This is a genomic window from Tardiphaga sp. 839_C3_N1_4 (assembly GCF_051811045.1).
GTDB lineage: Bacteria > Pseudomonadota > Alphaproteobacteria > Rhizobiales > Xanthobacteraceae > Tardiphaga.
The window spans coordinates 5639815-5666494 of the sequence record NZ_JBPWQD010000001.1; the positions used below are offsets into that span (position 1 = coordinate 5639815).

At 62.5% G+C, this 26680-nt stretch carries 25 protein-coding genes; 20 read left to right on the plus strand and 5 right to left on the minus strand.

Annotated features, from left to right (window positions below):
* Window position 1 precedes the first annotated feature (1 nt).
* The 5 genes from phnL (at window position 2) to AB8A38_RS27045 (ending at window position 3638) form a co-directional block, all read left to right on the plus strand.
* Window positions 2–703, plus strand: coding sequence for a phosphonate C-P lyase system protein PhnL (gene phnL / locus AB8A38_RS27025; protein ID WP_439088001.1), 702 nt, complete (start codon window positions 2–4; stop codon window positions 701–703).
* A gap of 11 nt (window positions 704–714) precedes the next feature.
* Window positions 715–1869, plus strand: coding sequence for an alpha-D-ribose 1-methylphosphonate 5-triphosphate diphosphatase (locus tag AB8A38_RS27030; protein WP_439088002.1), 1155 nt, complete (start codon window positions 715–717; stop codon window positions 1867–1869).
* The gene (gene phnN, locus AB8A38_RS27035) at window positions 1866–2444 is read left to right on the plus strand and encodes a phosphonate metabolism protein/1,5-bisphosphokinase (PRPP-forming) PhnN (RefSeq protein WP_439088003.1); all 579 of its coding nucleotides are present in this window, start codon (window positions 1866–1868) and stop codon (window positions 2442–2444) included. Before AB8A38_RS27030 ends, phnN begins: the two co-directional genes overlap by 4 nt.
* A gap of 23 nt (window positions 2445–2467) precedes the next feature.
* The gene (locus AB8A38_RS27040; RefSeq protein ID WP_439088004.1) at window positions 2468–3088 is read left to right on the plus strand and encodes a pyridoxamine 5'-phosphate oxidase family protein; all 621 of its coding nucleotides are present in this window, start codon (window positions 2468–2470) and stop codon (window positions 3086–3088) included.
* A 250-nt stretch (window positions 3089–3338) separates the two neighbouring features.
* The gene (locus AB8A38_RS27045) at window positions 3339–3638 is read left to right on the plus strand and encodes an HU family DNA-binding protein (RefSeq protein WP_068735221.1); all 300 of its coding nucleotides are present in this window, start codon (window positions 3339–3341) and stop codon (window positions 3636–3638) included.
* Window positions 3639–3914: 276 nt separating this feature from the next.
* Here the strand turns inward: AB8A38_RS27045 and AB8A38_RS27050 are convergent, their stop codons facing one another.
* The 3 genes from AB8A38_RS27050 to AB8A38_RS27060 form a co-directional block, all read right to left on the minus strand.
* Window positions 3915–4262 carry a 5-carboxymethyl-2-hydroxymuconate Delta-isomerase gene (locus tag AB8A38_RS27050; RefSeq protein WP_439088005.1) on the minus strand — a complete coding sequence of 116 codons (348 nt, stop codon included), beginning with the start codon at window positions 4260–4262 and terminating at the stop codon, window positions 3915–3917.
* A 145-nt stretch (window positions 4263–4407) separates the two neighbouring features.
* Complete coding sequence (locus tag AB8A38_RS27055) at window positions 4408–5193, minus strand: IclR family transcriptional regulator domain-containing protein (RefSeq protein ID WP_439088006.1); 786 nt, start codon at window positions 5191–5193, stop codon at window positions 4408–4410.
* A 16-nt stretch (window positions 5194–5209) separates the two neighbouring features.
* Window positions 5210–6430: an NAD(P)/FAD-dependent oxidoreductase gene (locus AB8A38_RS27060; protein WP_439088007.1), complete on the minus strand. Its 1221-nt coding sequence runs from the start codon at window positions 6428–6430 to the stop codon at window positions 5210–5212.
* A gap of 242 nt (window positions 6431–6672) precedes the next feature.
* Between AB8A38_RS27060 and AB8A38_RS27065 the strand changes: the two genes are divergently transcribed.
* The 9 genes from AB8A38_RS27065 (at window position 6673) to AB8A38_RS27105 (ending at window position 17574) form a co-directional block, all read left to right on the plus strand.
* Complete coding sequence (locus AB8A38_RS27065; RefSeq protein WP_439088008.1) at window positions 6673–8373, plus strand: amidohydrolase; 1701 nt, start codon at window positions 6673–6675, stop codon at window positions 8371–8373.
* A 36-nt stretch (window positions 8374–8409) separates the two neighbouring features.
* Window positions 8410–9777: an aromatic ring-hydroxylating dioxygenase subunit alpha gene (locus tag AB8A38_RS27070; protein ID WP_439088009.1), complete on the plus strand. Its 1368-nt coding sequence runs from the start codon at window positions 8410–8412 to the stop codon at window positions 9775–9777.
* A gap of 31 nt (window positions 9778–9808) precedes the next feature.
* Window positions 9809–11245, plus strand: a complete 1437-nt coding sequence (locus AB8A38_RS27075; RefSeq protein WP_439088010.1) for a glutamine synthetase family protein — start codon at window positions 9809–9811, stop codon at window positions 11243–11245.
* 108 nt (window positions 11246–11353) lie between these two features.
* Entirely contained in the window at window positions 11354–12529 is a 1176-nt protein-coding gene (locus AB8A38_RS27080) for an ABC transporter substrate-binding protein (RefSeq protein ID WP_231079751.1), read from the plus strand.
* Window positions 12530–12608: 79 nt separating this feature from the next.
* On the plus strand, window positions 12609–14243 hold the full coding sequence (locus AB8A38_RS27085; RefSeq protein WP_439088011.1) for an amidohydrolase: 1635 nt from the start codon (window positions 12609–12611) through the stop codon (window positions 14241–14243).
* 8 nt (window positions 14244–14251) lie between these two features.
* Complete coding sequence (locus tag AB8A38_RS27090) at window positions 14252–15121, plus strand: branched-chain amino acid ABC transporter permease (protein WP_315843230.1); 870 nt, start codon at window positions 14252–14254, stop codon at window positions 15119–15121.
* On the plus strand, window positions 15118–16119 hold the full coding sequence (locus AB8A38_RS27095; protein WP_439088012.1) for a branched-chain amino acid ABC transporter permease: 1002 nt from the start codon (window positions 15118–15120) through the stop codon (window positions 16117–16119). The genes AB8A38_RS27090 and AB8A38_RS27095 overlap by 4 nt, the downstream gene beginning before the upstream one ends.
* Complete coding sequence (locus tag AB8A38_RS27100; protein ID WP_439088013.1) at window positions 16116–16880, plus strand: ABC transporter ATP-binding protein; 765 nt, start codon at window positions 16116–16118, stop codon at window positions 16878–16880. The genes AB8A38_RS27095 and AB8A38_RS27100 overlap by 4 nt, the downstream gene beginning before the upstream one ends.
* Entirely contained in the window at window positions 16861–17574 is a 714-nt protein-coding gene (locus tag AB8A38_RS27105; RefSeq protein ID WP_315843227.1) for an ABC transporter ATP-binding protein, read from the plus strand. The genes AB8A38_RS27100 and AB8A38_RS27105 overlap by 20 nt, the downstream gene beginning before the upstream one ends.
* A 28-nt stretch (window positions 17575–17602) precedes the next feature.
* Here AB8A38_RS27105 and AB8A38_RS27110 read toward each other — a convergent pair whose 3' ends face one another.
* Window positions 17603–17776, minus strand: coding sequence for a DUF1328 domain-containing protein (locus AB8A38_RS27110; RefSeq protein ID WP_089265352.1), 174 nt, complete (start codon window positions 17774–17776; stop codon window positions 17603–17605).
* A 354-nt stretch (window positions 17777–18130) separates the two neighbouring features.
* Here AB8A38_RS27110 and AB8A38_RS27115 point away from each other — a divergent pair, with 354 nt between their 5' ends.
* The 6 genes from AB8A38_RS27115 (at window position 18131) to AB8A38_RS27140 (ending at window position 25388) form a co-directional block, all read left to right on the plus strand.
* Window positions 18131–20428, plus strand: coding sequence for a GumC family protein (locus AB8A38_RS27115; RefSeq protein WP_439088014.1), 2298 nt, complete (start codon window positions 18131–18133; stop codon window positions 20426–20428).
* A complete protein-coding gene (locus tag AB8A38_RS27120) occupies window positions 20428–21582 on the plus strand; it encodes a glycosyltransferase family 4 protein (protein WP_315843225.1) in 1155 nt (384 codons plus the stop codon). The genes AB8A38_RS27115 and AB8A38_RS27120 overlap by 1 nt, the downstream gene beginning before the upstream one ends.
* 70 nt (window positions 21583–21652) lie before the next feature.
* Window positions 21653–23152: a lipid II flippase MurJ gene (locus AB8A38_RS27125; RefSeq protein ID WP_315843224.1), complete on the plus strand. Its 1500-nt coding sequence runs from the start codon at window positions 21653–21655 to the stop codon at window positions 23150–23152.
* Window positions 23153–23206: 54 nt separating this feature from the next.
* Entirely contained in the window at window positions 23207–23449 is a 243-nt protein-coding gene (locus AB8A38_RS27130) for a hypothetical protein (protein WP_439088015.1), read from the plus strand.
* 6 nt (window positions 23450–23455) lie between these two features.
* Window positions 23456–24229 carry a polysaccharide deacetylase family protein gene (locus AB8A38_RS27135; RefSeq protein ID WP_439088614.1) on the plus strand — a complete coding sequence of 258 codons (774 nt, stop codon included), beginning with the start codon at window positions 23456–23458 and terminating at the stop codon, window positions 24227–24229.
* Window positions 24222–25388: a glycosyltransferase family 4 protein gene (locus tag AB8A38_RS27140; RefSeq protein WP_439088016.1), complete on the plus strand. Its 1167-nt coding sequence runs from the start codon at window positions 24222–24224 to the stop codon at window positions 25386–25388. The genes AB8A38_RS27135 and AB8A38_RS27140 overlap by 8 nt, the downstream gene beginning before the upstream one ends.
* A gap of 15 nt (window positions 25389–25403) precedes the next feature.
* On the opposite strand, the gene AB8A38_RS27145 is transcribed toward AB8A38_RS27140, so the two are convergent.
* Window positions 25404–26582 carry a glycosyltransferase family 4 protein gene (locus tag AB8A38_RS27145; RefSeq protein ID WP_315843221.1) on the minus strand — a complete coding sequence of 393 codons (1179 nt, stop codon included), beginning with the start codon at window positions 26580–26582 and terminating at the stop codon, window positions 25404–25406.
* Window positions 26583–26680 lie beyond the last annotated feature (98 nt).

Genomic DNA, 26680 nt, shown 5'->3' on the forward strand with positions numbered 1-26680 from the left:
CATGATTCCGATGATCGATATCCGCAACGCCGAAAAGACCTTCGTGATGCACCTGCAGGACGGCATCCGCCTGCCTGTGGTGCGCAACGTGTCGTTCCATGTCGCGCCTGGCGAATGCGTCGTGCTGTCCGGCCCCTCCGGCGCCGGCAAATCGTCGATCCTGAAGATGATCTTCGGCAATTATCGTTGTGACGGCGGCACCATCGGAGTGCGCCACAACGGTGATGTCATCGATATCGCCACCGCCGAGCCGCGGCAGATGCTGAATGTGCGCCGCGACACCGTCGGCTATGTCAGCCAGTTTCTGCGCGCGGTGCCGCGTGTGGCCGCCATCGATGTTGTGGCCGAGCCGCTGCTCGCTGCCGGCGCAACGCGCGAGGAGGCCCGTGCGCGGGCCGGTGCGTTGCTTAAGCGCCTCAACATTCCCGAGCGGCTGTGGAAGCTGCCGCCCTCGACTTTTTCCGGCGGTGAGCAGCAGCGCGTCAATATCGCGCGTGGCTTTATCTCCGATCTGCCAATCCTGTTGCTGGACGAACCGACTGCGTCGCTCGATGCCGCCAACCGAGCCGTGGTCGTCGAGCTGGTCGCCGAGAAAAAACGTGCCGGCGTCGCCATGGTTGCCATTGTGCATGACGACGAAGTGCGGCACTTGATCGCCGACCGGCTGGTGGATGTCACGTCATTTGCCGCTGCTGCTGCCTGAGAAAGAGAACCATGACCGCATCACCGACCGAAACCGTCATCGGCAACGCCAGGATCGTTCTCGCTGACCGCGTGATTGACAAGGGCTGGATCGCCTTCGCTGGTGGACGTATCGCCGAATTCGGCGAGGGTGATGCGCCACGCGGTAGCCAGGATGCGCACGGCGACCTGATCATGCCGGGTCTTGTCGAACTGCACACCGATCACCTCGAAGCGCATTTCATGCCGCGGCCCAAGGTGTTCTGGGATCCCATCGCCGCAGTGGTCTCCTATGACGGCCAGCTGGCCACGTCGGGCATCACCACGGTGCTCGACTCGGTGCGGGTCGGCTGCGAGGACTCAAGCCAGGGCATCGACAGCTATGCCGGCGTGCTGGTGGATTCCATTGCATCTGCCGGCGAAGCCAGTCTCCTGCGGGTCGATCACTTCCTGCATCTGCGCTGTGAGATTCCGATGCCAACCGTGGTCGAGGAAGCGAAGGCGCTATTGGCGAAGCCGAACGTTCGGCTGATGTCGCTGATGGACCACACGCCGGGGCAGCGCCAGTTCCGCGACGAGGAGAAGCTGCGCACTTACTATCGCGGCAAAGGTGGCAAGAGCGATGCCGAGCTCGATGTGATGTTCGCCCAGCGCCTGGCCTGCCAGCAGCAATATGCGGCCGGCAATATGCGGGCGATCGTGGCGCTGGCCCACGGGCGCAACATTCCGCTGGCGAGCCATGACGACACGACGGAAGACAACGTAACCGAAGCTGTTGGAGATAAGGTCTCGGTGGCCGAATTCCCGACGACGCTGGAAGCGGCCCAAGGCCTGCATAAGGCCGGCATCGGCATCCTGATGGGTGCGCCAAATGTCGTCCGCAACGGTTCGCATTCGGGCAATATCGCGGCGATCGATCTCGCCCGAGAAGGCATGCTGGATATCCTGTCGTCGGACTATGTGCCGTCGAGCCTTCTGATGGGAGCCCTGCAACTCTCGAGCAAGGTGCCCTCAATCGATCTCGCGAGCGCGATCCGCACGGTGACCAAGCGACCGGCGGAAGCCGTCGGCCTTAGGGACCGCGGTGAGATCGCAGTCGGCAAGCGTGCCGACGTGATCCGCGTCCATGTCGCCCATGACGTGCCGGTGGTGCGCAGCGTCTGGCGCGAGGGAAACCGCGTGGCATGACCGACACCGCGGCGATATCCGAGCCTGTTGCGCGCAAGGTCGGCCCCGGCCGATTGGTGCTTGTGGTCGGTCCGTCGGGTGCCGGCAAGGATACGCTGATCGGTCTGGCGCAGGCCGCCTGCGCGGATGACAACAAGGTGGTGTTCGCGCGCCGCGTGGTGACGCGCGAGGCGTCGGAGTTCGAGAATAATGCGCAGGTCACGCCGGAGGCGTTCCGTCAGGCACAGGCCAGCGGCGCTTTCGCCGTCCACTGGGAAGCGCATGGTCTTTCTTATGCACTTCCGCGCTCGATCGATGATGCGCTTCGCGCCGGTCGCAATGTCGTTGCCAATATCTCACGGACGGTTATCCCGGCGCTACGTGCCGCTTATGAAGATGTCGTCGTGGTGTCGATCACGGCGCCGCCGGAAGTGCTTGCGGCGCGACTTGCGGCACGGGGACGCTCAACCGATGGGCCGATCGGCGATCGGCTCAAGCGCAGCGTCGAGACGACAGGCGCCGACGTCACGATCAATAATATCGGCATCGCGGAAGATCATGCGGATGACCTGATACGGGTCATCAGAGGTCAATAGATACGGCGGAGGAGAGTGCGGCCATGTCGGTGATCGAAACCATCGAGCAGCTCGAAGAGATCTACGGCCGCCTCGATGACATCGGCGAAGCCTCCACCGCCAAGGTCGCGGACTGCGTAACGGCGCAGTACCGGCGGCTGATCGAGGTCTCACCCTTCGCCGCTCTGGCGACCACCGGGCCGGAGGGGCTGGATTGCTCACCGCGCGGCGACAGACCGGGCTTCGTCCGCATCCATGACGAGCGCACTTTGATGATGCCGGACCGCCGCGGCAACAATCGCGTGGACTCCCTGCGCAACATCGTGCGCGACCCCAACATCGCGCTGCTGTTCCTGATCCCCGGTGCCGGCACCACGCTCCGCATCAACGGGACGGCGCATCTCTCGACGGACCCGGACCTGCTGGCGTCATTCGCGGTGGAGGAGAAGGCGCCGCGCACGGTGATCGTGATGACGGTCGGGGAGATCTATTTCCAGTGCGCCCGCGCCATCGTGCGGTCCGATCTCTGGGATCCCGACAAGCGCATCGATCCGAAGACCCTGCCGACGCCCGGCGAGATCCTGGCCGAGATGAGCGAACGCCGGGTTGGCGGTCCGGAATATGACCGGCAATGGCCGGAGAGGGCGCGCCAGACCATGTGGTGAGGGGCGAATCTGCGGGTGATTTTGCGGTGCGTTTCCGTCACCTTCGGCGAATCCGTAGGCCCTTTGTTTCAAGTATTTTGCGCTTGCGAGGGTCCCGAAACCCTGCCGTACAAGTCGAATCGGGGTTTGGTGGTCAAAAAACATCATTTTTCCCGGCAAAATCTGTGAAAATTTCATTGAGCACGGGTTTTTTCCCGTAATTCCTCATAGTGTCTGTCTCACCGAATCACGGCAAACCAAAAGGTGCAAAATGGCAGACCAAATGACGAAGTCGCAGCTCATCGAGAAAATCGCTGAGACCACTGAGCTCTCGAAGAAGGACGTCAAGGGCGTCATCGAGACCATGGCGACCCTGGGCTACAAAGAGCTGAAGAAGAGCGGCGTGTTCCTCGTTCCCGGCTTCGCCAAGTTCGTCGTCATCAAGAAGCCCGCCACCAAGGCACGCAAGGGCACCAACCCCTTCACCGGCGAAGCCATGACCTTCAAGGCCAAGCCGGCCCGCAAGATCGTGCGCGCCCGCCCGGTCAAGGCTGCGAAGGACGCGGTCTAAGCGGACCCTCGGCGCGGTTGCCCATGAGGTGACCGCAGCCGACCTGAATTGAGAATGGCGCGGCACTCCCGAGGGAATGTCGCGCCATTTTCGTTTTGGGGAGTGCCTGACCTCTCTCCGCTTGCGGGGAGAGGTCGACTGCAACGCGCGAAGCGCGTGGAAGTCAGGTGAGGGGCTCTCCATTCGCTCTGCGCCTGCGGAGGCTCCCCCTCATCCGTCGTCGCTTCGCGACGCCACCTTCTCCCCGCAGGCGGGGAGAAGGCAGTCAGCGCGGCTCTACTCGTTCAGCCGCTTCTTGTAGGCGACGGGGTCCATGTCCCGGATATCGACGCTGAGGCTCTTGGTCTGCGGCAGCAGCCTGGCCATCGCGGCACGCAGTGCTTCGCTCACCGCCACTTTCTGCTCGGGCGTGCGGCCTTCCAGCATGAACACCGTGACGTGACAGAAGCCGTCGCGTTCCCTGGCAAGCAGATAGTCCACATAGGCCATCGCGCGGACCTTGACGTCCCGCGCCTGCATCACGCCGGTGGCGGCTGCTGCATCATGCAGGGCCTGCATCAGGCTGGTGGCGTCGAACAGGCCGCCATGGCCGTCGGTGGAGTGTTCGATGACGAGATGGGGCATGAGACGATAATTCCTGCTGCGTGTTCAATCTCGGACCTCATGGTGAGGAGGCGCCACTTGGCGCCGTCTCGAACCATGAGTGTGGGGCTCCTCATCCTTCGAGACGCGGCTAAGTGGCCGCTCCTCAGGATGAGGGGGACAGCGTTCAAAGGAGCAGCGGCTTTACCGAGTCGGCGGCATCGCGCAGCAGCGGCAGGAAGCGGTCGATCATTTCGCCGGTGGAGACACGGTCGACATGGGCGCCCATATTGATGGCGGCGACGATCGCGCCGTCATAGCGCCGCACCGGCACCGAGATCGAGCGGAAGCCGGGCTCGGCCTCGCGGTCGACCAGCGAGTAGCCTTTTTCGCGGTCGGTGATGATGGTGGCCTTCAGCAGTTCCTTGTCGGTCACCGTAAAGGGCGTCATCGCCACGAGATCCATGGCGTCCAGCGTTGCGGTGAGGTCATCGTTGGAATACTTGCCGAGCATGGCGCGGCCCACCGACGAGCAGAAGGCGGGCAGCCGGTAGCCGAGATCGATACCGGCGGAGAACACGCGTGCCGGGCTGGCGCGGGCGACGAAGATCACCTCATGGCCCTCGAGCACAGCGAGTGAAGAAATCTCTTGCGCGTCGCTGGAGATGCTGTCGAGCACCGGCTGCAGGATGGTGACGACCTGATTGGACGTCATGTAAGAACCAGCCAGCGCCAGGACGCGCGGCGATAGCGCGAACAGCTTGCCGTCGCTGGTCACATAGCCTTTGCGTTCCAGCGTAAACAGGATGCGACGCGCAGTGGCACGCGGCAGATCGGCGGCCTTGGCAACGTCGCTCAGCGTCATCGGGCGCGAATGTGCGCCGAACAGTTCGAAGACACGCAAGCCCCGATCGAGGCTTTCGATGAAGTCGGTATTGCCGCGTTCGTCGTCGGGACGCTTGATTTTGGGCATGAGCCGCTGGTCCGCCCTATTTGCCTGCTTCGAACTTCTTCAGATCGAATGAGAGATCGGCAGCCTGTTCGGGTGTCGGCGACAGCGCTACAGTGATCAGGCGGCGCGCGATCATCTGGTCGCCGGGCCGGTTGATACTGTCGACGGCGGTGAGCTTGCCGTCGCGATAGTAAAACACCGAGAACTTGCCATCATCCATCGACCCGCGGATCACCGCGCTGTCGGTCGGCGCGGAGAGGCCGACGATCTGCAGCTTGGCGTCATATTGATCCGACCAGAAACGCGGCACCGCGTCATAGGCTTCCGGCTTGCCGGCGATCATCGCGCCCACGGCCTTACCTTGATCGGTGGCGTTCTGCACGGCTTCCAGCCTGACGCGGCGGCCGGCAAAGCCGTTGTGGTGATTGCTGACGTCGCCGGCGGCATAGACGTTCGGCGCGCTGGTCAGGCCATGTGCGTCGACATCAATGCCATTGGTGCAGGTGATATCGGCCTGCGCGGCCAGCTCGTCATTGGCGATGCCGCCGATGCCGGCGACGATCAGGTCAGCGCGCACTCGCAGGCCGCTGGAGCAGACGACCTCATGCACGGTGCTGTTGCCTTCGATGGCAACGACGGATTCGTTGAAGCGGATGTCGAGGCCATGGGAGCGGTGGCTATCCAGAAGGAATTGCGAGATCAGCGGCGATACCGCGCGCTCCAACAGGCGCGACTGCGCCTCGATCAGCGTCACCTTCTTGCCGGCCTTGGCAGCAGTCGATGCCACTTCGAGGCCGATGAAGCCGCCGCCGACGATGACGACATCGTTGGCTGCTTCGAGCCGGGGCTTGAGATGCAGCGCGTCATCGAGGGTGCGCAGATAGACGATGCCGTCGCGCTCATGGCCGGGCACGCTGAGCCGTCGCGCGCGCGAGCCGGTGGCGATGACAAGCTGATCGAAAGGCAGGCTGTCGCCGCCGTCCAGTGCGATCCGGCCGGCCGCGCGATCGAGTCCGATGGCGCGATGGCCCAGCACCAGTTCGATGCCCTGGGTCTTGAAATAGTCCTCGCCGCGGAGGAAAAGACTGTTGTGCGCAACGTCGCCGGAGAGAAATGCCTTGGACAGCGGCGGTCGCTGATAGGGCAGATGGATCTCATCGGCGACGATGCGGATCGGCGCCTGATAGCCCTTCTCGCGCGCGCTGATGCCGGCCTGAACGCCCGCGTAAGAGGCGCCAATGATCACGAGGCCGCTCACGAGCGCGCTCCATGGGTCCGATCCGCACGCGAATTCAAAGTCTTCGACATCATCAACTCCTGAATTGCGTCCGTATATTGAACAAGTGTTCGCTCCGCGCAAGGTGATGCTTTGAGCGTGGATTGCTGCATTTGCTCACTAACGCATCAATTCATGCTGCAAAATTTCGCTTGCTTAGAATTAGTCCAACGATAATATTCGCACGTTCGTTCGTCTATTGAACATTTTGGCGGAGCGGCGGGATGTACCTGGTTGCGAAATTCATCATTGCGGGGGCAATCGCCGTTGGTGCCACGGTACTGCCGGCTGTGGCGCAGCAATCTGACCAGGGCGCCCCTCAGGTCGTCCTGACGGGCGGCAAGATCCTCACCCTCGACGGCCAATCGACGATCGCGCAAGCGCTGGCCGTCCGCGACGGCAAGATTCTCGCGGTCGGCAGCGACGCTGCCATCAAGCCGCTTGCGGGTCCGCAGACCCGGGTCATCGACCTCGCCGGCAAGTCGGTGGTCCCCGGCCTAATCGACACCCACGCCCATTTCAAAGCGGCCGGGCTCGGCGACTATGTGGTCAATCTCGGCGGCGCCAAAGACGTAGCCGGCGCGCTCGAGCTCATCAAAGCGTTCGTTGCGAAGAAACAGCCCGGCGCATGGATTACGACCGGCGGCTGGCATCCGCCGTCGCAGCTCGCGGAAAAGCGCTACCTGACCCGCCAGGAGCTCGACAGCGTTTCCCCGAACAATCCAGTCTATCTGCGGACCGTCGGTCACTTTGCGATGGCCAATTCGCTGGCGTTGCAGAAGGCGGGCATCGGCAAGAGCACGCCTGATCCAGCCGGCGGCTCTTTCGAGCGCGACGCAAGCGGCGACATCAATGGCGTGCTGGTCGAGACGGCGATCCCGCTGGTCGAGAACATCGTGCCGCCCTACACTGAAGACGAGGAGTTGCGGCAATATCGTCTCGCCGAGGCCGCGCTCAACCGCCTCGGTATCACCAGCGTCGTCGAGGGGGCGACAAGCGCGCGCGACACGCAGATCCTGCAAAAGCTCGCGCTGGCAGGCGATGCGACAGTGCGGGTCGGAACGATGTTTCGACCGGAGCCGCCCGCGGACTCCGCCGGTTGGGACGCCATCATGAGCGGCAACGGCGCCACGTCGGGCTTCGGCGACGATTGGCTGAAGCTCGGCGGCATCAAGATTTTCTATGACGGCGGCATGACCCTGAAGACGGCCATGATGCGCGAGGCCTACCCGGACTCGCATGACGATTATCATGGGATCGCGCAGGTCACGCCCGAGCGGCTGAAGCAGCTGGTGTCGATCGCCAATAATCGCGGCTGGCGGGTCGGCGTTCATGTCGTCGGCGACCTCGGCGTCGATCAGGTGCTGGACGCGTTCGAAGCCGCCGACAAGGAAAAGTCGATCAAGGATCGCCGCTTCGTTTTGATCCATGCCAGCCTGATCCGCCCTGAACAGATGGAGCGGGCGCGCCGCGTCGGGGCGCGGATCGATTTCCAGAACGCCTTCATGTGGGACAAGGCGGCGACGGTAGCGCGTTTCCTAGGCAGGCCGACAGCGGATCGTGCGATCCCGACGCGCACCCTGATAGAGAAAATGGGACTGGACAATCTCGGCGCCGGCACCGATTTTCCGGTCAATCCGCTGAACCCGTTCCTCACGATGTATATCATGGTGACGCGGAAGGACCCTGCCGGCCAGGTCTACGGCGCGTCCGAAGCGATCGGGCGCGAGCAGGCGCTTCGTCTCTATACCAGCGCGGCATCGCGCTACATGTTTGAGGAAACGCGGAAGGGGACGCTGGAGGCCGGCAAGCTGGCCGATCTCGTGGTGCTCTCCGCCGACTTCATGACGGTGCCGGACGACCAGATCAAGGACATCACTGCCGATATGACGATGGTCGGCGGCAAGATCGTATTTCAGCGTTAAAAGGCGCATCGCCAGAGTTAAAAAGGAAATCTTGCCATGATGAGCCAAGAGCAGAACGACCTGATCACCCGCATCGGGCCGAAAGCGCCCGCGGGCAAGCTGATGCGCCAATACTGGCAGCCGGCGGCGCTGGTCGATGAGCTCGAAGGGGATCGTCCGATCCGTCCGGTCAAATTGCTCGGCGAAGATTTTGTCCTCTTCCGCGACGAGCAGGGCCGCTATGGCCTGCTCGACCGCGACTGCCCGCATCGCGGTGCCGACCTGGCTTTCGGCCGGCTCGAGGGCGGCGGCGTGCGCTGCGCGTTCCATGGCTGGCTGTTCGACGTCGAGGGCAAGTGCCTGGAGACGCCGGCCGAACCGAAGACTTCGAAACTCTGCGCCGGCATCAAGCAGCGCGCATATCCCGTGGTCGAGAAGGGCGGAATCCTCTGGGCCTATCTGGGCGAGGGCGAGCCGCCGGCATTCCCGGAAATCGACTGCTTCGCCGCACCCGGCCAGTACACCTTCGCCTTCAAGGGCCTGTTCGAATGCAACTGGCTGCAGGCGCTGGAAGTCGGCATCGACCCCGCGCACGCCTCGTTCCTGCACCGCTTCTTCGAGGACGAGGACGTCAAGGCGTCCTACGGCAAGCAGTTCCGCGGCGCATCCGCCGGCACCGAACTGCCGATGACCAAGATCCTGCGCGAATATGATCGCCCGATCATCAATGTCGAAAGCACCGAATACGGTCTTCGTTTAATCGCACTTCGCGAGCTCGACGAGGAGCGTACCCATGTGCGCGTCACCAACCAGCTATTCCCGCATGGCTTCGTGATTCCGATGAGCACGGAAATGACGATCACCCAGTGGCATGTGCCGGTCGATGACGAGAATTGCTATTGGTATGCGATCTTCACCAGCTACACCCAGCCGGTCGACAAGAAGAAGATGACCGACCAGCGGCTCGAACTTTACGAGTTGCCGAACTACACCTCGCGCAAGAACAAGACCAACGACTACGGCTTCAATCCGCACGAGCAGAAGCACGAGACCTATACGGGCATGGGCGCCGACATCAACGTTCACGACCAGTGGGCGGTGGAGTCGATGGGCAAGATCCAGGATCGTACCCGCGAGCATCTTGGCTCTAGCGACAAGGCGATCATCGCCTATCGCAAGCTGCTGCGTGCGGAGATCGAGAAGGTTGCCGGCGGCCAGAAGCCGATGATGTCGCTCGATGCGGACACCGCGCGCAGCATTCAGGGCCCGGGCACCATGGACGGCATCGGGCCGACCAAGGGTTGGGAAACCTACTGGATGGAAGTCGACGTCGCCCGTCGTCGCGGCGCGCCATGGATGGCAGCCGCTCCGGCCGATCAGACCGAGCCGGGGTCCAATGTCATCCACCTGCCGGCGGCAGAGTGAATATCGATCAGAACAGCCGCGGGAGAGTGCGTTGAGTTTCGTTGAACGTCACGGTTTGTGGTCCGCGGAGCAGAAGGAAGCAGCCGTCCGGCTGCGCAGCATGGTCGAAGAGCATAAGCTCGAAGTGATCCGGCTGTCGTTTCCGGATCAGCACGGCATCCTGCGCGGCAAGACGCTGATCGCCAGCGAGGCATTGCGCTGTCTCGAAAGCGGCTGCTCGATCACCACGACCATGTTTGCCAAGGACACGTCGCACAAGACGGTGTTTCCGGTGTTCACTGCGGGCGGCGGCTTCGGCATTCCGGAAATGCAGGGCGCGGCCGACGTGTTGATGATTCCCGATCCCAGCACGTTTCGGATCCTGCCCTGGGCGCCGGAAACCGGCTGGGTGCTGTGCGACGTGCATTTCGCCGATGGCCGCCCGGTGCCGTTCGCGACGCGCAACCTCTACAAGAAGGTGCTCGGCGATCTAGACGCACGTGGCTACGATTTCGTCGCCGGTCTTGAAGTCGAGTTTCATATCTTCAACGTCGAGAATAACCGCATGAAGCCGGAGGATGCCGGCCAGCCCGGCAATCCGCCGGAGGTCAGTCTGCTCTCGCACGGCTACAACTATCTCACCGAGCAGCGCTACGACCAGATGGAGCCGGTGCTCGAAATCATCCGGCGTGACGTGATTGCGCTCGGTCTGCCGCTGCGGTCTGTCGAAGTCGAATACGGTCCGAGCCAGTGCGAATTCACCTTCGCGCCGACCGTCGGCCTTACGCCGGCCGACAGCATGGTGCTGTTCCGTAGCGCCGTGAAGCAGATCGCGCATCGCCACGGCTATCACGCCACCTTCATGTGCCGGCCAAAGATTCCGAACGTCGTGTCGTCTGGCTGGCATTTGCATCAGTCGATCGTATCGCGTGCAACCGGCGCAAACGCGTTCATGCCGACCGAGGGCACGGAGCCGCTGTCATCGTTCGGGCAGGGCTATCTCGCGGGGCTTCTTACGCATGCGCGCGCGGCAACCGTATTCACGACACCGACCATCAACGGCTACAAGCGCTATCGCTCCTATTCGCTGGCGCCGGATCGTGCGATCTGGGGCCGCGACAATCGCGGCGCAATGCTCCGTGTGCTCGGCGGTGTCGGCGATTCCGCGACACGTATCGAAAACCGTGTCGGCGAGCCCGCCGCCAATCCTTATCTCTATATGTCGTCGCAGATACTGTCGGGTCTGGACGGCGTCGATCGCAAGCTCGATCCCGGTCCAAGCGCCGACACGCCTTACGAGACCAATGCCGATCTGCTGCCGAAGTCGCTGCGCGAGGCGACCTTTGCGCTCAAGGAAGATCCGTTCTTCCGCGAGAAGATGGGGGCGACGATGGTCGACTATTATACCCACATCAAGAATGCCGAGATCGATCGCTTCCAGGCGGAAGTCTCCGACTGGGAGCAACGCGAATATTTCGAGATGTTCTGACGCGTCATTTCGGCGCGCTCACGCCGGATCAAACGGGCCATCTCGGCACGTTTATTGAATACAGGTTTGCCGAATAGTTTTCTTAACTTTCCAACGGGGACAATCACAATGAACAGACGCAGCCAATCGATTCTTGCACTGGCCGTTCTCGGCCTGATGACCGGCACGGCCTCCGCCGACACCATCAAGGTCGGCGTGATCGGCACCATGTCGGGCCCTTACGCGCTGTTTGGCAAGAACTTCAAGATGGGCATCGACGCCTGGGTCGCCGAGCATGGCACCAAAGCAGGCAAGCATGACGTCGAATTCATCTATCGCGATGAAGAGAGTCCGAATCCCGCCAAGTCGAAGGCACTGGCGCAGGAATTGCTGGTCAAGGACAAGGTGCAATATCTCGCTGGCGTCTATTTCACGCCGAACGCGATGGCCATCGCGCCGCTGCTGGAAGAATCCAAGACTCCGCTGATCGTGATGAATGCGGCGACCTCGTCGATCGTCGAGAAGAGCCCCTATATCGTCCGCACCTCCTTCACCATGTGGCAGAACACCGTGCCTGCCGCGAAAATTGCGTTGAAGAACGGCGCCAAGAAGGTGGCCATCGCGGTCAGCGATTACGGTCCGGGTGTCGATGCTGAAGCGGCATTCAAGAAGACGTTCGAAGGTGAGGGCGGCGCGGTGGTCGAAGCGGTTCGCATTCCGCTCGCCACCACCGACTTCAGCCCGATCATGCAGCGCATCAAGGATTCCGGCGCGGACACCATCTTCACCTTCCTGCCCTCCGGCCCGCCGACGCTGGGCTTCGTCAAGGCCTATATCGACAACGGGTTGAAGGCGGGCGGAGTCAAGCTGATGTCGACCGGTGACGTCGTCACCGAGCCGGATCTGCCGAATATCGGCGATGCCGGCATCGGTATCCTTTCGACCTATCACTATTCGGTGTCGCACGACTCCAAGGAAAACGCGGCCTTCCTTGCCACCATAAAGAAGGGCGGCGGCAACCTCGACGAAGTCACCATGACGTCGGTCGCGGCCTATGACGGCGCGCGCCTGATCTACAAGATGATCGAGGCCACTGACGGCAAGCGCGATGCCGCCAAGGCAGTCGACGCCGTCAAGGATATGAAGTGGGTCAGCCCGCGCGGTCCGGTGTCGATTGATCCGACCACGCGTCACATTCGCCAGAACGTCTATCTGCGCAGTGTGGAGAAGGTGGACGGCAAGCTGATCAACAAGGAAAGCCAGACCTTCGCCGATCAGCCGGACTGGGCGCTGAGCACGAAGTAGGCAATGCCGGGGATTCCGCCTCGTTGCGGAATCCCCCTCTTTCTGCGACATCGTCGCGCGACATGAGATTTCCTTCGACATGACCAGCCGCGCGCGCTCGCTTCGACTGATCAATGCCCGCATCTATCGTTCTGCCTGGGATGAAACCCCCGCGGACAGCATCGTCGTCAGCGATGGCAAGGTGGTCTGGATTGGTGCAGCGGATGTTGCGCCATCCGCCGACGAGACGATCGATCTCGCGGGTGCCACCGTCATTCCCGGCCTCACCGACGCCCATATTCATCTGTTCGCCATCGCCCATGCGCGACTGCAAGTGCCGGTGACGCCGCGCGATGCGCCCACGATACCCGATGTGCTTGATTTTCTGGTTGCGCGTGCGCGCGCCATTCCAAGTGATAAATGGGTCTACGGCGCGGGCCTCGATGAGAACGGACTGGCGGAGCATCGGCTGCCGACACGGGTTGAGATCGATGTCGTCATTCCCGATCATCCGGTGCTGATCCGCCGCTTCTGCGGTCATGTCGCCGTCGTCAACAGTGCCGCGCTGCGACTGCTGGGCATCGACGATGCCACCGCCGATCCGGAAGGCGGCACGTTCGGGCGCTCCGAGGATAGCCGACTGGACGGCAGCGCCAAAGAAAGCGCAGCCGAACTGATTTTCCGTGCTGCGCCGCCGATGGATCGCAATGAGCTCACCACGGCTCTGCGCGCGACAATTGCCGATAGCGCCAGGTTCGGTCTTGTTGCTGCCGTAGAAGCCGCGGTCGGGTTCACCGTCGGCTTCGATGATGAATTCGCCATCTGGAACGAGATCCGCGCGAATGGCGATGTGCTGCCAATGCGGCTCGGCTTCATGAACCAGCTCGACCCAGTTGAAGCGGCTGCGCGTGGGTTGGCGCCGACGCAAGACGCCAACTGGCAGTCCATGACGCTGAAATATTTCGCCGATGGCATCGTCGGCGCGCGAACTTCGGCGGTGAGCGAGGATTTCTTCGATACGCCGTCCCGCGGCATGTTCATGCGCGATGAAACCGAACTGCAGCGCGTGATCGCCGACGCGCATGCGGACGGCTGGCAGGTCGCCGTTCATTGTACCGGCGATCGCGGAATCGATTGCATCATCGAAGCCTATGAGAAGGCGCAGGCGGCACATCCCCGCGCCGATGTCCGGCACCGCATCGAACATTACTTCGTGCCGCCCGCCGGTGGACTGGCGCGGATGAAGGCATTGGGCGCGCTCGTCGTCACCCAGCCAAGTTTCCTCTCCCGGATGCGGCGCTCGATTGCCGGTGCCTTCGGTCCGCGCGCCGATCGTTGCTATCCCGGCCGCTCGGTGATCGACGCGGGTGTCACTTACATCGCCAGCTCTGATGCACCGACCGGGTCGTGGTCTCCGTGGGATGGCATCGCCGATGCGGTGAACCGCGCCTCGGACAGCGGTGCGCCGATCGGGCAGGGTGAAGTCGTCAGCGTCCGCGAAGCCATTCACAGCTACACGGTCGGTGGCGCCATCGCGATGAAGCAGGAAGACTGGCGCGGCACGCTGATGCCGGGCATGGCGGCCGATTTGATCGCCCTTGATCGCGATCCGTTCGCCGCTGAGTGCCTCCCTTTGAAAGAAACGAAGGTGCTGCTCACCATGGTGCGTGGCGCCGTCGTCCATGACGCCTTGCCGCAGTCGCCGGAATGGCGTTCGGTCGCTGCTTCGGTATAGGATCAATCATGCGTACCATCTTCAGCATCATGACCGACGCCGTCGCCTATGGGATGGTGCTGTTCATCATTTCCATCGGTCTGTCCATCATGATGGGGCTGATGCGCGTAGTGAACCTCGCCCATGGTGCTTTCGCCATGATTGGCGGCTATCTGGCCTCCTATGCTATCCGCGACCTGCATGTGCATTATAGCGTCGCGATCCTGATGGCAGTGATCGGTACCATCATCGTTTCGATCCCGTTCGAGATTCTGCTGTATCGTCGAATCTACCGGAAGTCCGATCCGCTAATTCAGGTGCTGATGACCATCGGCATCACGTTCTTCATTATCGGCATCGTCAATTTCATTTTCGGCCCGTCGCTGAAATCGATTCCGCTGCCACAGACCCTCAGTGGTCCGCTCGATATCGGTTTCCGCATGCTGCCGACTCATCGCATCTTTGTCATCGCCTGCGGCGTGGTTACGGCGCTGGCGCTGTGGCTTCTGATCGAGAAGACGGAGTTCGGAATCAAGCTACGCGCCTCGGTCGATCATAGTGGTATGGCGGACGCCTTGGGCATCCGCACCGAAATCATCTATGCAGTGACCTTCGCGCTGGCGATCGGGCTCGGCGCATTCGGTGGCGTGGTCGGCGCGGAGATCCTGCCGATCGAACCGTTCTATGCACTGCGCTATATGGTGACGTTCCTCGTCGTCGTCTCTGTCGGCGGCGCAGGCTCGATCCTTGGTGCTCTGTCGGCGTCGCTCCTGCTCGGCCTCGCCGACACCACCGGCAAATATCTCGCGCCGGAGTTCGGCGACTTCTTCTTCTATCTGTCGGTGATCGTCGTCGTGTTCCTGTTTCCGCATGGCCTATTCGGCAGGTCGCACGCATGAGCGAGATCGCCGCGACCCACGTTCCGCACAAGCGCAGCACTCCCTTCGGTCAGGAGGGCGCAGGTGCGCTGAGTATCGTCGCGCTCGGTGCCATCGGCTACTTTCTGTATCCGGACGATCTGGCGTTCCTGACGCGGCTGATCGGCATCGCATTCCTGGTGCTGTCGCTCGATCTGGTCACCGGTTATTGCGGCGTCGCCACCCTCGGCCATGCCGCGCAATTCGGCGTCGGCGCCTATGCCGCCGGCATTGCTTGCGTGCGTGGCATCACCGATCCCATCGCGTTGCTGGCGATCGGTGTATTCGCGGGAACGGTCATGGGGCTGATCTCCGGTGCGCTGATCACGCGGTTTCGCGGGCTCCCACAACTGGTGCTGTCGATTGCCGTGGGGCAATTGGTCGCCGCACTTGCGAACAAGCTGTCGTGGCTGACCGGCGGCAGTGACGGCCTGTCAGGCATCACACCGGGCAAGGTGTTCGGCATCTTCAATTTCGACATGTACAGCCGCACGGCATTTTTGTTCTCGCTGGGCGTGCTGGTCATTGTCTTCGTGCTGCTGCAGCGTTTCGTGCGCTCGCCGTTTGGTCTGATGTGCCGTGGCATCAAGGACGACGACCTGCGCGCCAAGATGATCGGCGTCTCGATCTACCCGCGCCTTGTCGTGATGTATGGCGTCGCTGGTGCCGTTGCCGGGATCGGTGGAGCGCTGACGGCGATCAGCACCGGCGTCGTCGGTCTCGATAGCGTCAGCTTCGAACGATCAGCCGAAGTTCTGGTGATGCTGGTGCTTGGCGGTGCAGGGCATCTGTGGGGCGCGCTGGCGGGGACGATCATCTTCATGATCTTCGAGCATATCGTGGCCGCCGCCAACCCGTTCCACTGGATGACGCTGGTCGGCCTGCTGCTGATCCTGATTGTGGTGTTCGCGCCGCGCGGGCTGATCGAACCGGTGCTGTCGCTCGCCTCCCGCTTCAAGCGCAAGGGAGAGGCGGCATGACCAATCTCCTCGAAGCCCGCGGCGTGTCGTGCTCGTTCGGCGGTCTGCATGTGACGCGCGACGTCACTTTCAAATTAACTGCCGGCGACCGCGTCGCGCTGATTGGCCCGAACGGTGCTGGCAAGACCACGCTGGTCAATCTGATCACCGGCGACATCGCGCCGAGCGAAGGCCAGTTCTTCATGGGCGGTGACGAGATCACCGGTCTCAGCATTCCCGATCGTGTGCGTCGCGGTCTGGTGCGCACGTTCCAGACCACGCGGCTGTTTGCCAATCTCACTGTCGCCGACAATGTCGCGCTGGCGGTCATGCAGCGCAAGCGCATCACGCGGCGGTTTTTCTCGAGCTCGACGGAGCTGCCGGAGGTGCGTGCCGAGTGGAGCGAGATTCTTAGCCATCTAGGTCTCGACAGGCTGGCCTATCGCAAGGTGGTCGAGCTCGCCTACGGCCAGCAGCGCCTGATCGAGCTCGCCATCGGCCTCGCGCTGCATCCGAAGGTGCTCTTGCTCGACGAGCCTGCCGCCGGCGTGCCGCATGACGAGGCGCCCAAAATCCTTGAGGCGATCAATCGGCTGCCACCTGATATCGCCGTGTTGATGATCGAGCACGACATGGATCTGGTGTTCAAGTTTGCCAGGCGCGTGCTGGTGCTGGCTGCCGGACGGCTGATTTTCGAGGGATCGCCCGATCAGGTCACCGCCGATCACGAAGTGCGCCGCGCGTATTTGGGGAGCTATGCCGATGCCCGCCGCGCCACTTGATATCCAGAACCTGAGCGCGGGCTATGGCGCGACGCGGATCATCGAGGGCATTTCGTTCTCGGTGAAAGCAGGTGATCGTCTCGCCGTGCTCGGCCGCAACGGCATGGGCAAGACCACGCTGCTGGCGACGCTGATGGGCCTGACGACGCGCCATGGCGGCGAGATCAGGATCGGCGACCAGGACGTCACGGCCAAGCGGACCTCGGCGCGCGCCGATCTCGGTATCGGCTATGTGCCGCAGACCCGCGACATCTTCGCCTCGCTGACGGTGGAGGAGAATCTGCGCACCGGGCTGAAGGGCCGGCCGGCGTCGGCGCTCGATGAAGCCTATGCGATGTTCCCGCGGCTACGCGAACGCCGCGGCAATTACGGCAAGCAGCTGTCAGGCGGCGAGCAGCAGATGCTGTCGATGGCCCGGACACTGCTGGGCAAACCCTCGATCCTGTTGCTCGATGAGCCTCTGGAAGGTCTGGCGCCCGTGATCTGCGACGAGTTGATGGCACTGCTGGCGAAGCTGGCCGCCACTAGTGAAGTCACCATCATTCTGGTCGAGCAGCAGATCGAACGCGCGCTGGATTTCGCGAGCAGCGTCATGGTGATGGAGCGGGGCCGTACCAGCTGGAGCGGCACGCCGGATGTGCTGACTGCCGACCGCGCCCTGGTCGATCGACTGGTCGGCGTCGGCATTCACTAGATCCCGGATTGGCGTGCCGCCCGGCGCGTCAGGCCCGAAAGATCGTGATCCCCAATACCAGCAGCACGATGCAGATCACGAGGAAGATATAAAAAAGCACGCGCGCGACGTCGGCCGTCGCGGCGGAGATGCCGGTAAAGCCGAACAGGCCGGCGGCGACGGAAATTAGAAAGAAGATCAGCGCCCATTTCAGAAGGCTCATCGGGGAACTCCGGTTGCAGCAATTCCGGAACGCCCCGCTGCGAGATTTGGTTCCGGCTCGCAACCAAAGCTGCCGTACCTACCTAGCTCGCTAATGCGGCACCGGTCCGGGGGGATGCGTAACAGCCTACTAATTAGGCAGCGCAAAGGTATTGGTTAGCATTTTAAACCCGCCCTTAACCAAAACATCCCTAATGAATGGATAGTAGACCTGCTCCCCGCAGTGGATTTGTGGTTCGGGGGACAAAGGGTTCAGTATGCGTGTCGCGGTCGGTCATGGGTGGTTGCGCTGGGTGAGCACCGTTACGGCGCAGGGATGTGCGGTGCCAGCGCCCCGTAGTAAAGTCTGACGCGCATGTTCACCAAACGCGCCATCGTTACGAATACGGAAGCCGCCGATGGCGCGGCGGGCGAGAGCCCGCTGCTCAGGGTTTGGCGCAATCGTAGCCTGTTCGGCGCTGTGTTTCTCGGCGTGATGATCCTGACGGTCATTGCGCTGGTCGTGCTGCCGGTGCGCTATCTCGCCACAGGTTCGGTGATCGTCGCCGAACAGGAACCCAGCAACAGCAACGCATCGGCCGCATGGGCGCAAAAAATCGGTGACCCCGCCGACGTCGAAAGCCAGCTGCTGATCGCGCGCTCGCCGCGGGTGATGCGGCTCGCCATGCAGCAGCCGGGCGTCACGGATGCCGCGATTGAAGAGTGTCAGAGCAGAAGCAGCAGCTCCACCTGCGAAAAGATGCGGACCGATACGGCGGCGCTGATCGACTACGTATCTGGGAATTTCGCGATTGGTGCTGTTGGACGTTCGCGCGTCATCAATATCTCCTACACTTCGTCGATCCCCGAAGTCGCGCAGAAGATGGCGAATGCGCTGACCAATGCGTTTCTCGACGAGCAGCGGACATCGGGTGCCAGCAGCCGCGAGGTTGCCGCGTCCTATCTCTGGAAGGAAGCCAAGCAGCTGGATGCAGAGTTGCGCGATGCCGATACCAAGATCCAGGCATTTCGCCGCAACAAGGGCTTGATGCGCGGATCGCTGGCGCCGATCAGCTCGGAGCGGCTGAGCAGCATCAGCCAGCAATTGTCCACTGCCGAAACCGCGCGTGCCGATGCGCTCGCCCGCTTGCAGGAGATCAAGGCCAATCAGGCGCGCGCTGTCGATTCCCCTTCAGTGCTGTCAAACCGCTCGATCGCCGATCTCAAGCAGCAGCTCACGGTCGTCACCGCGCAGCTCGCCAGCCAGGCCAATGTGCTCGGGCCGCGGCACCCGTCGCTGCGTGCGCTGGAGCAGGAGCAGTCCGCGATCAAGGAGCGCATGGCCACGGAAGTGGCGAGCATCGCCGCCAGCGCGCAGAAGGCGTTCGACGCCAATGATTCCCTCGTGAACGCGCTCAGAAAGCAGATGGATGCCGTGAAGTCTGAAGTCGGCTCGGCGACATCGGACGAGGCCTCGATCGAGAGCATGGTGCGCAGCACCGAGATCAAGCGCCAGCAATATGCCGATCTCTACAAACGCGCCAGCGAACTCGAAACCGAGCGCCGCGTGCTGATCGGCAATACACGGCTGGTCAGCCTTGCCGAACTGCCGACCAAGCCGTTTTTCCCGAAGAAAATTCCGTTCCTGGCCGCTGGCGGCACGCTGGGCCTGCTGCTCGCATTCGTCGCTGCCTTCTTCGGCGATCGCGTCAATCTTGCGGGTCTGTCCCGGCTGCGGACTGCAACTATTCGCCCGGTGCGTGCAGCCGCGCCTGCCGCCGTAGCTGCACCTGTCGCAGTCGCCGCACCGGTCGCTCCGGCCCCTGTTCAGGCGACTGCCCCCGTGACGCCGCGTCCTGGACCGCCACTGCCGACGTCGTCATCGGAATTGGCCGTCGTCACCGGCGCGCCCGTTTTGGCACGATTGCCGACCGTCAAGCGCGATCCATCGGAATCGCCTATCGGTGCGATCCTCATAGCGCAGTCAGGCGCCTCGCTGGCGCGTGCGCTGCCGCTCGCGCTGCAGGATCGCCACTATCAGGATGCACTCCGCGATCTGGCGACGGGCCTGCTCGTGTCGAACGACGCCAGGACACGCCGCAAGATTCTGGTCGCGTCGCCGACGACGGCCGAGGGCAAAACGTTTCTGACCCTGACGCTGGCGCAATATCTCGCAACGGCTGGCCGCAGCGTGCTCGTGATCGAATGCGATTTCGGCGCGCCGAAGTTCGAAACAGCCCTGGGCTTGCGCAGCAGCATGGGGCTGCAGGGAATTCTGCGCGGCGACATCACGCCGCGCGAAGCGGTGGTCCGCACCGCGACTCCTAATCTCGACGTCATTCCTGCTGGGCCGTTCTCGGCATCCGCCGAGTTGCTGATGCGTAAACCGCTCGGTGATCTCCTGCTCTGGAGCCAGATCTACGACGTTGTCCTGATCGACGCGCCATCGCCGGGCATCCAGACCGATCTGGGCGTGCTGGCCAGGCAGGTCGATGGCGTGCTGCTCTGCATGCGTTCCGGCCGCTCGTCGATCGGGCAGGCAGTGGCGACATCCAGCGCGATCCGTGTCGCGGGCGGCAGCGTCTTCGGCATTGCCGTCACCATGATGCCGGACGCCAATACGCCGAGCGGCACAGACCGGGTTTCGAATAATGCTTATGCCGGAGCGACGTGATGCCCGCTCCCAGCGTTCTGTTTGTCTGCCATACGGGCTCGATCTCCGGCGCTGAGCTCGTTCTGATTGATATTGTTCAGCCATGGGCGGGCGAGGCGGCCTTCCTGTTCGAGGATGGCCCGCTGCATCAGGCGCTTGCAGCCAAGGGCCTGAAGGTGCGTGTGTCGCGCTGGGGCGAGGGGCTCTCGGATGTCAGGCGCGACAGCTCGATCCTGAAAGCCTTTCCGCTGATTGGTCGGCTCGGGGCCATCATTGCCGAATTGACGCGCGAAGCGCGCCGTCATGACGTCATCTATGCGAATTCGCAGAAGGCCTTTGTGTTGTCGGCTGTCGCCGCCACGCTGGCGCGGCGTCCGCTGATCTGGCACCTGCACGATATCATCAGCAGTGAGCATTTCGGCGCCACGCAGCGCCGCGTGCAGGTGGCGCTGGCGAATTATTGTACGGCAAAGGTGGTCGTTCCTTCGCAAGCTGCTGCAGATGCCTTCATTGCGCAAGGCGGCCGCAAGGAGCTGGTCGCGATCGTGCCCAACGGCCTTGATGTGCCACCGGACGCCAGCACGCCGCTCGAGATCAGGCGCGAGTTGAAATTGCCCGAAGGACCGCTCGTCGGCGTCTTCAGTCGCCTCGCGGCCTGGAAGGGGCAGCATATCGTGTTGCAGGCTCTGGCAAAGACGCCGGGCGTCAGCTGTATTATTGCGGGGGCTGCGCTGTTTGGCGAAGAGTCTTATGCCGAGAAGCTCAACCGGATGGTGGCGGATCTCGGTCTTGGCGATCGCGTGCATTTCCTCGGCCAGCGCGGCGACGTGCCGAGGCTGATGCGCGCCGTCGATGCGATGATCCATCCTTCGATTGATCCTGAACCCTTCGGTCGCACACTCGTCGAAGCCATGCTCGCGGGTGTGCCTGTGATTGCGACGGATGCCGGTGCGGCGTCCGATATTCTCGAGGTCGGCAAGGCGGGAACGCTGGTGCCGCCAGGGGATGCCGATGCGCTGGCCGCCGCTATCACCAAGGTCATGTCGCGCCCGCCTGAACTGGCGGGCCAGTTGCAATATGCCGAAGCGCGAGCGCGCTCGCATTACAGCGTCGATCAGATGCTGCAGACGGTTTCCAACTTGATCGGGCGAGCGGCCGCGGGAGCGCCCGTGTGACCGCGCATGACTGCTCAGTTTGCAATTTGAGTTCTCGGACGGCCCCTGATCGGGCCGTAGCGGCGCGCTCATGAGCGGCGCCCGGCACTCGACGCGGAAGTTTACAGCCATTCTCATCAGCGGTGCGCTGACCAGCAAACTGCTGGGCTTCGGTCGCGAGATTCTGATGGCGCAAGTGCTTGGCGCTTCGCTGGTCGCGGACGGTTTTCGTGGCGCGATCACGGCGGTGATGCTGCCGCTAGCCTTCCTGCAGAACGAAACTGTACCCGCCGTGATGATCCCGATGCACCGGGATGCGCTGAAGGATGGCAACGGACCTCAGCGGCTGGGCGCCATGACGGTGGCGATCACCGGCATCGCTATGATCCTGATGATCGGGCTACAGGCGCTCGGCGAGCGGGCTGTGGACGCGCTGGTCGGCGGCTTTTCGGCGGAGGGGCGTAGCCTCACTCTCGACTTCATTCGCATCATGGCGCTGGGCATGCCGGCCTCGGCGATGATCAACGTACTGGCCGCGGGGGAAATCGCACTCGGCCGGACGCGCCTGACGAATATCCGCGCCAGCATCCTGAACATCGCCGTGCTCATGGGTATTGCGCTGGTCGCTGTGTCCGGCAACTTCCATACACTGGCCTGGTCGTTCTCGATTGCCTTCAACGCACTCGGCGCCTGGGGCCTCTACACGATGTGGCGCGAAGGGGTGCTCAGCTTCAAGGGCCTGTCGCTGTCATCGGTGCTGGCATCGGGCCGCGAATTCTTCCGTCGGCTGCGACCGCTGCTCGCGCTACCGGTCGCCGAACAGGCCAATGTCTGGATCGAACGCCTGCTGGCATCGCGGGTCGGGACCGGTGCGGTGGCCTCGCTGGATTATGCGCGGACATTGACCGAAAGCGCGCTGCTGCTGATCAGTCAGCCAGTCGGGCTCGCGGTACTGTCCAGTCATCCGCCAAAGGATGTCGGCGCGCAGATCGAAGGGATCGCGCGGCCTATTCTCGCACTCGCAGTGCCAGCGTCAGTCTTTCTCGCGATGTTTGCGCCGGAGATCGTGCGACTGGTGTTTCTGCGCGGCGCCTTCAACGAGCAGGCGCTGTTCCTGACCAGTCAGGCTTTGCGCGGCATCGCACTTGGCCTATGGGCTGCGACGCTTGGCTGGATCCTGATCCGCATTCTCAATGGTGCAGGCCGGAACTTTGCGGCCGCTGCCATCATCGTCAGTGCCTATCTGGTTAATATCGTAGTTAACCTTCTCACCTCATACCTGCCCACGGCGCATGAATGGGGCACCTTGTTGCTTGGACTGGGTGAAGCCGCCCGTGGTATCGTTCTTCTGGCTGGCGTCATGATCGTCCTGGGGTCCCGGCGCAAGCTGCTCTACCTGATGTTTCTCGCGTGTTTCCCGGCAGCGCTGATGGCACTCTTCAGCTGGCAAATTCATGAGGTTCTGACGGGCCCGTGGCAGCGGCTTTTCGCCGGTGGTTTTGCCTATCTGGTCTGCCTTGCGCTGTCTGTCGCGATGCTGATGCCGGGCGTCTACATTGCGGCATTTGCGCGCGTCCGGGGGCGCTTGTGATTTTGATATGCGTTTTTGTATTAGAGAGTGCCTTGATCGTCTGAGGACTTTTCGATGAAGCACCTGTTATCCAGCGCCGCCCGACGCATGGCGTCTTCCGAAGCGCTGGTTCGCCCGATCAGCATGGCTGCCGATATGTTCATGGGCACGCGTGGCTGCCTGATGACCTTTCATCGCGGCGCCTCCGCTCGGGCCTGGGAGAAGCTGCCGAACCGCGACTTCTATCTCGATACGAATTTTCTCGATCAGTTCCTGTGGCATCTGAAGCAGCGCGGCTGGGATGTCGTGACGATGTAAGAAGCGATCCAGCGCTCGAAGGCTGGAAAGTCCAACGATCGCTTCGTCAACTTCTCCGTCGACGATTGCTATCGCGATACGTATGAGGAAATTGTCCCGCTGTTTCGCCGTCACAATGTGCCGGTGACGCTGTTTGTCACGACGGGCATTCCTGACGGTACGCTTCCGCTATGGGCCGCAGGTCTGGAAGATACCTTGCTCAACAACGACCAGGTCATCCTTGAGGACGGTGCGATCGACGTGCCGACGTCTGATGCCAAGCGTGCGGCGTTCTATCGTATTGCAGACCGTTGGGATGGTCCGCAAGCTGCGGCTTCTTACAAGAAATTTTGCGAACTCAATGGTGTCGACATCGACGCGATGCACTGGAAGCACGCGATCACCTGGGAGATGCTTGAAGAGTTGCGCAACGATCCGTTGGTGGAGATCGGCGGCCACACTGTGACGCATGCCCGCATTTCGTCGCTGTCGCCCGATGGCGCACGCTTCGAACTCAAGGGCGGTCGCGACCGATTGGTCGAGCGCCTTGGCATCCCCGCCAGGCATTTCGCATTTCCCTATGGACGTTCGGGCGATTGCGGTCCGCGCGATTTCGCGATCGCGCGTGATGCCGGTTATGCGAGTGCAGCGACGACCCGCAAGGGCCTCGTGCGCAATGGCCAGGATGCCTACAACCTGCCACGCTGCACGATCAATGGTTCGGATCGTAGTCTCGCGACCATGGAGCTCCATCTGTCTGGCCTGACGGGTGTGGCCGCGAGGATGACGGGGCGTGTCTAGCAGTCGTCGTCTCAAGGTCCTCTCGATTGCACATTCCGCCGTCAGCCGCGATGCGGGGCGTCTGCGATACTACCCACTCGTCGGACGCGATGACGTCGATATGCATCTCGTCGTCCCGGCTACCTGGTATCAGTTCGGCCGTACGATTATTGCAGATCCATCCGACGATCCCGGCATGACCGTGCATGTGATGCCGATCTGCCTGCCGCGTGCGGGCCCGATGAGCTGGTATCTGCATTTTTATCCGGGCTTGCGGCGTCTCATCCGTGAGGTCGATCCGGATGTGATCCATCTCTGGGAAGAGCCGTGGAGCGTCGTCGCGATGCAGGCGCGCATCCTCAAGGGGCGCGCTGCGATGGTCCTGGAAGTCGACCAGAACATCCTGAAGCGCTTGCCGCCGCCATTCGAGTTCATCCGCAAGGACGTGCTGCGGAACACGGATCATATCCTCTCGCGCAGTCCGGAGGCGACAGCAGTCGTTCGCGCGTGCGGCTATACCGGCCCAGCGTCGCCCATCGGCTATGGCGTCGATCTCGCGACCTTCAATCAGACCGGCGTGCGCCAGGCGCCGATTGCGCCCGGGCGGGGACTACGCATTGGCTATGTCGGGCGTCTCGTCGAGGAGAAGGGTCTCGACGACGCGCTCGATGCCATGAAGCGCGCCACGGCACATGTGACAGTTACGATCATGGGTGAAGGCCCGCATGAGTCTGCACTCAAGCAGCGTGTCGCCGAGCTGGGCCTGACCGATCGTGTCACGTTCCAGGGCTGGGGAAAACCGGCCGATGTCGCGTCGTTTCTGGGCGGTCTCGATGCAATGATCTTGCTGACACGCACCACCAGCGCCGTGCGTGAGCAGTTCGGCCGGGTGATCGTCGAGTCGCAGGCTTGCGGCGTGCCGGTGATCGGTTCGACGGGCGGCGCTATTCCCGATGTTATCGGTAAGGGCGGCTGGATCATTCCCGAGCGCGATCCGGATGCGCTGGCGACACTGCTGGATCGGCTTGCTGCCTACCCGCAGCAGTTGCTGGACCGAGGCGCGGCTGCGCGCGGCAACGTGCTGACGCGTTTCACTTACGAGGTGGTGGCGAATGCGCTGGTGTCGGCCTGCCAGCAGGCCGCCGATGCAAAGCAGGGAGCGGGCCGACCAATCCCTTGAAGCGGGCGTCTGCGATCAGGCGCCGACCGCCATGGCGCCCGGCGCAAATTCGTTCTTCGACGCCTGTACCTGCTCCAGCAGCTCGATGTAGCGCGAACCGACATAGTCCCAGCCGTAATTCAGTGCTGTGGCATGCGCGCCTTCGCACAGCCGAGCCAGTGTCGCCGGATCGGAGAATGCCATCGCGATCTTCTCGGCGATGTCTGCGCCGTCCATCTTGATCTGATAACCGTTCACGCCGTCGACAAGGTAATCCTCGATCCCACCGACCGGTGTCGCAAACACCGGCGTCGAGCAGGCCATGGCTTCCATGCAGACCAGCGAGAAAGTTTCATAGGCAGTCGGCAGTACAAAGGCGTCGGCCGCAGCGTAGAGGGCCGGCATATCGGTGCGGGATCCCGCGAAGACCAGCCGATCGGCGGAGGTTGTCGCCAGTTTGCGATAGGGCGCGGGATTATCCGAACCCACCACAAGCATCCAGACATCGGAGCCGAGGCGCTCGAGCGCGCCGATGGCATGCGCCAGACCCTTGCGGCGAAATTCATGGCCGGCGAACAGCAGAAGCCTGGCGTTTGCGGGGATGCCGAATTCCTCACGAATCCTGAGACCGGCCGCGGTGTCGCGGGCGAAGCGATTGAGGTCGATGCCGTTGGGGATTACGCGGATGCGCGACGCTGGTACCTTGTAGATCTCTTGCAGTTCGGTTGCGACGCGCGGCGAGACCGCGACATACATGCGATAGCGAAGGCCGCCGATCATCCAGCGATCACGCAGGGCCACCCACAGATGCATGGGATTCAGCAGCCATGACCAGGAGCCGGCGTTGCGCTTTTCGGCGAGGCTCTGCGCATTGACGGCGTGTACGACAAGCACGTCGCCCGTCAGGCTGTCGCCGTGGCTGATGATGACGGCTTTGGGATGATGATAGGCGGCGCGCGTCGCCAGCAATGTGAAGGTGGGAACAACAAAAGCGCGACCAAGATAGCGCAGGATGCCGCGCGTCTTGATGTGCGAAAGCCAAGCGCCGACCCGCTCGATGCGCGTACCTGGCGTTGCCTTTTCGCCGACGGCGCTGGCAAGAACTGTGTTGGCGATCTTGGCGCGGCTGAATGCGCATGCGAGTTCGCTGGCCACGCTCTCAACGCCGCCGACTGAACTCAACTCCTGGACGATCTGGACGATCTCGATGGTCATGGGCCGACACTATGAAAACGGGTGAACGCCAATACCGTAGGTGCGCTGATAAGTCGCAATTTCATCAATATCCTGCTTTCGCAGGCTTTTGTCACCAG

Excerpts from the sequence above, each read along its gene's own strand:
- AB8A38_RS27120 (WP_315843225.1), top strand. The coding sequence starts at position 20,428 with ATGCCCGCTCCCAGCGTTCTGTTTGTCTGCCATACGGGCTCGATCTCC.
- AB8A38_RS27095 (WP_439088012.1), top strand. The coding sequence starts at position 15,118 with ATGAGCGAGATCGCCGCGACCCACGTTCCGCACAAGCGCAGCACTCCC.
- AB8A38_RS27085 (WP_439088011.1), top strand. The coding sequence starts at position 12,609 with ATGACCAGCCGCGCGCGCTCGCTTCGACTGATCAATGCCCGCATCTAT.
- phnN (WP_439088003.1), top strand. The coding sequence starts at position 1,866 with ATGACCGACACCGCGGCGATATCCGAGCCTGTTGCGCGCAAGGTCGGC.
- AB8A38_RS27070 (WP_439088009.1), top strand. The coding sequence starts at position 8,410 with ATGATGAGCCAAGAGCAGAACGACCTGATCACCCGCATCGGGCCGAAA.
- AB8A38_RS27105 (WP_315843227.1), top strand. The coding sequence starts at position 16,861 with ATGCCCGCCGCGCCACTTGATATCCAGAACCTGAGCGCGGGCTATGGC.
- AB8A38_RS27040 (WP_439088004.1), top strand. The coding sequence starts at position 2,468 with ATGTCGGTGATCGAAACCATCGAGCAGCTCGAAGAGATCTACGGCCGC.
- phnL (WP_439088001.1), top strand. The coding sequence starts at position 2 with ATGATTCCGATGATCGATATCCGCAACGCCGAAAAGACCTTCGTGATG.
- AB8A38_RS27145 (WP_315843221.1), bottom strand. The coding sequence starts at position 26,582 with ATGACCATCGAGATCGTCCAGATCGTCCAGGAGTTGAGTTCAGTCGGC.
- AB8A38_RS27065 (WP_439088008.1), top strand. The coding sequence starts at position 6,673 with ATGTACCTGGTTGCGAAATTCATCATTGCGGGGGCAATCGCCGTTGGT.
- AB8A38_RS27055 (WP_439088006.1), bottom strand. The coding sequence starts at position 5,193 with ATGCCCAAAATCAAGCGTCCCGACGACGAACGCGGCAATACCGACTTC.
- AB8A38_RS27030 (WP_439088002.1), top strand. The coding sequence starts at position 715 with ATGACCGCATCACCGACCGAAACCGTCATCGGCAACGCCAGGATCGTT.
- AB8A38_RS27130 (WP_439088015.1), top strand. The coding sequence starts at position 23,207 with ATGAAGCACCTGTTATCCAGCGCCGCCCGACGCATGGCGTCTTCCGAA.
- AB8A38_RS27050 (WP_439088005.1), bottom strand. The coding sequence starts at position 4,262 with ATGCCCCATCTCGTCATCGAACACTCCACCGACGGCCATGGCGGCCTG.
- AB8A38_RS27125 (WP_315843224.1), top strand. The coding sequence starts at position 21,653 with ATGAGCGGCGCCCGGCACTCGACGCGGAAGTTTACAGCCATTCTCATC.
- AB8A38_RS27080 (WP_231079751.1), top strand. The coding sequence starts at position 11,354 with ATGAACAGACGCAGCCAATCGATTCTTGCACTGGCCGTTCTCGGCCTG.
- AB8A38_RS27110 (WP_089265352.1), bottom strand. The coding sequence starts at position 17,776 with ATGAGCCTTCTGAAATGGGCGCTGATCTTCTTTCTAATTTCCGTCGCC.
- AB8A38_RS27100 (WP_439088013.1), top strand. The coding sequence starts at position 16,116 with ATGACCAATCTCCTCGAAGCCCGCGGCGTGTCGTGCTCGTTCGGCGGT.
- AB8A38_RS27045 (WP_068735221.1), top strand. The coding sequence starts at position 3,339 with ATGGCAGACCAAATGACGAAGTCGCAGCTCATCGAGAAAATCGCTGAG.
- AB8A38_RS27090 (WP_315843230.1), top strand. The coding sequence starts at position 14,252 with ATGCGTACCATCTTCAGCATCATGACCGACGCCGTCGCCTATGGGATG.
- AB8A38_RS27115 (WP_439088014.1), top strand. The coding sequence starts at position 18,131 with ATGTTCACCAAACGCGCCATCGTTACGAATACGGAAGCCGCCGATGGC.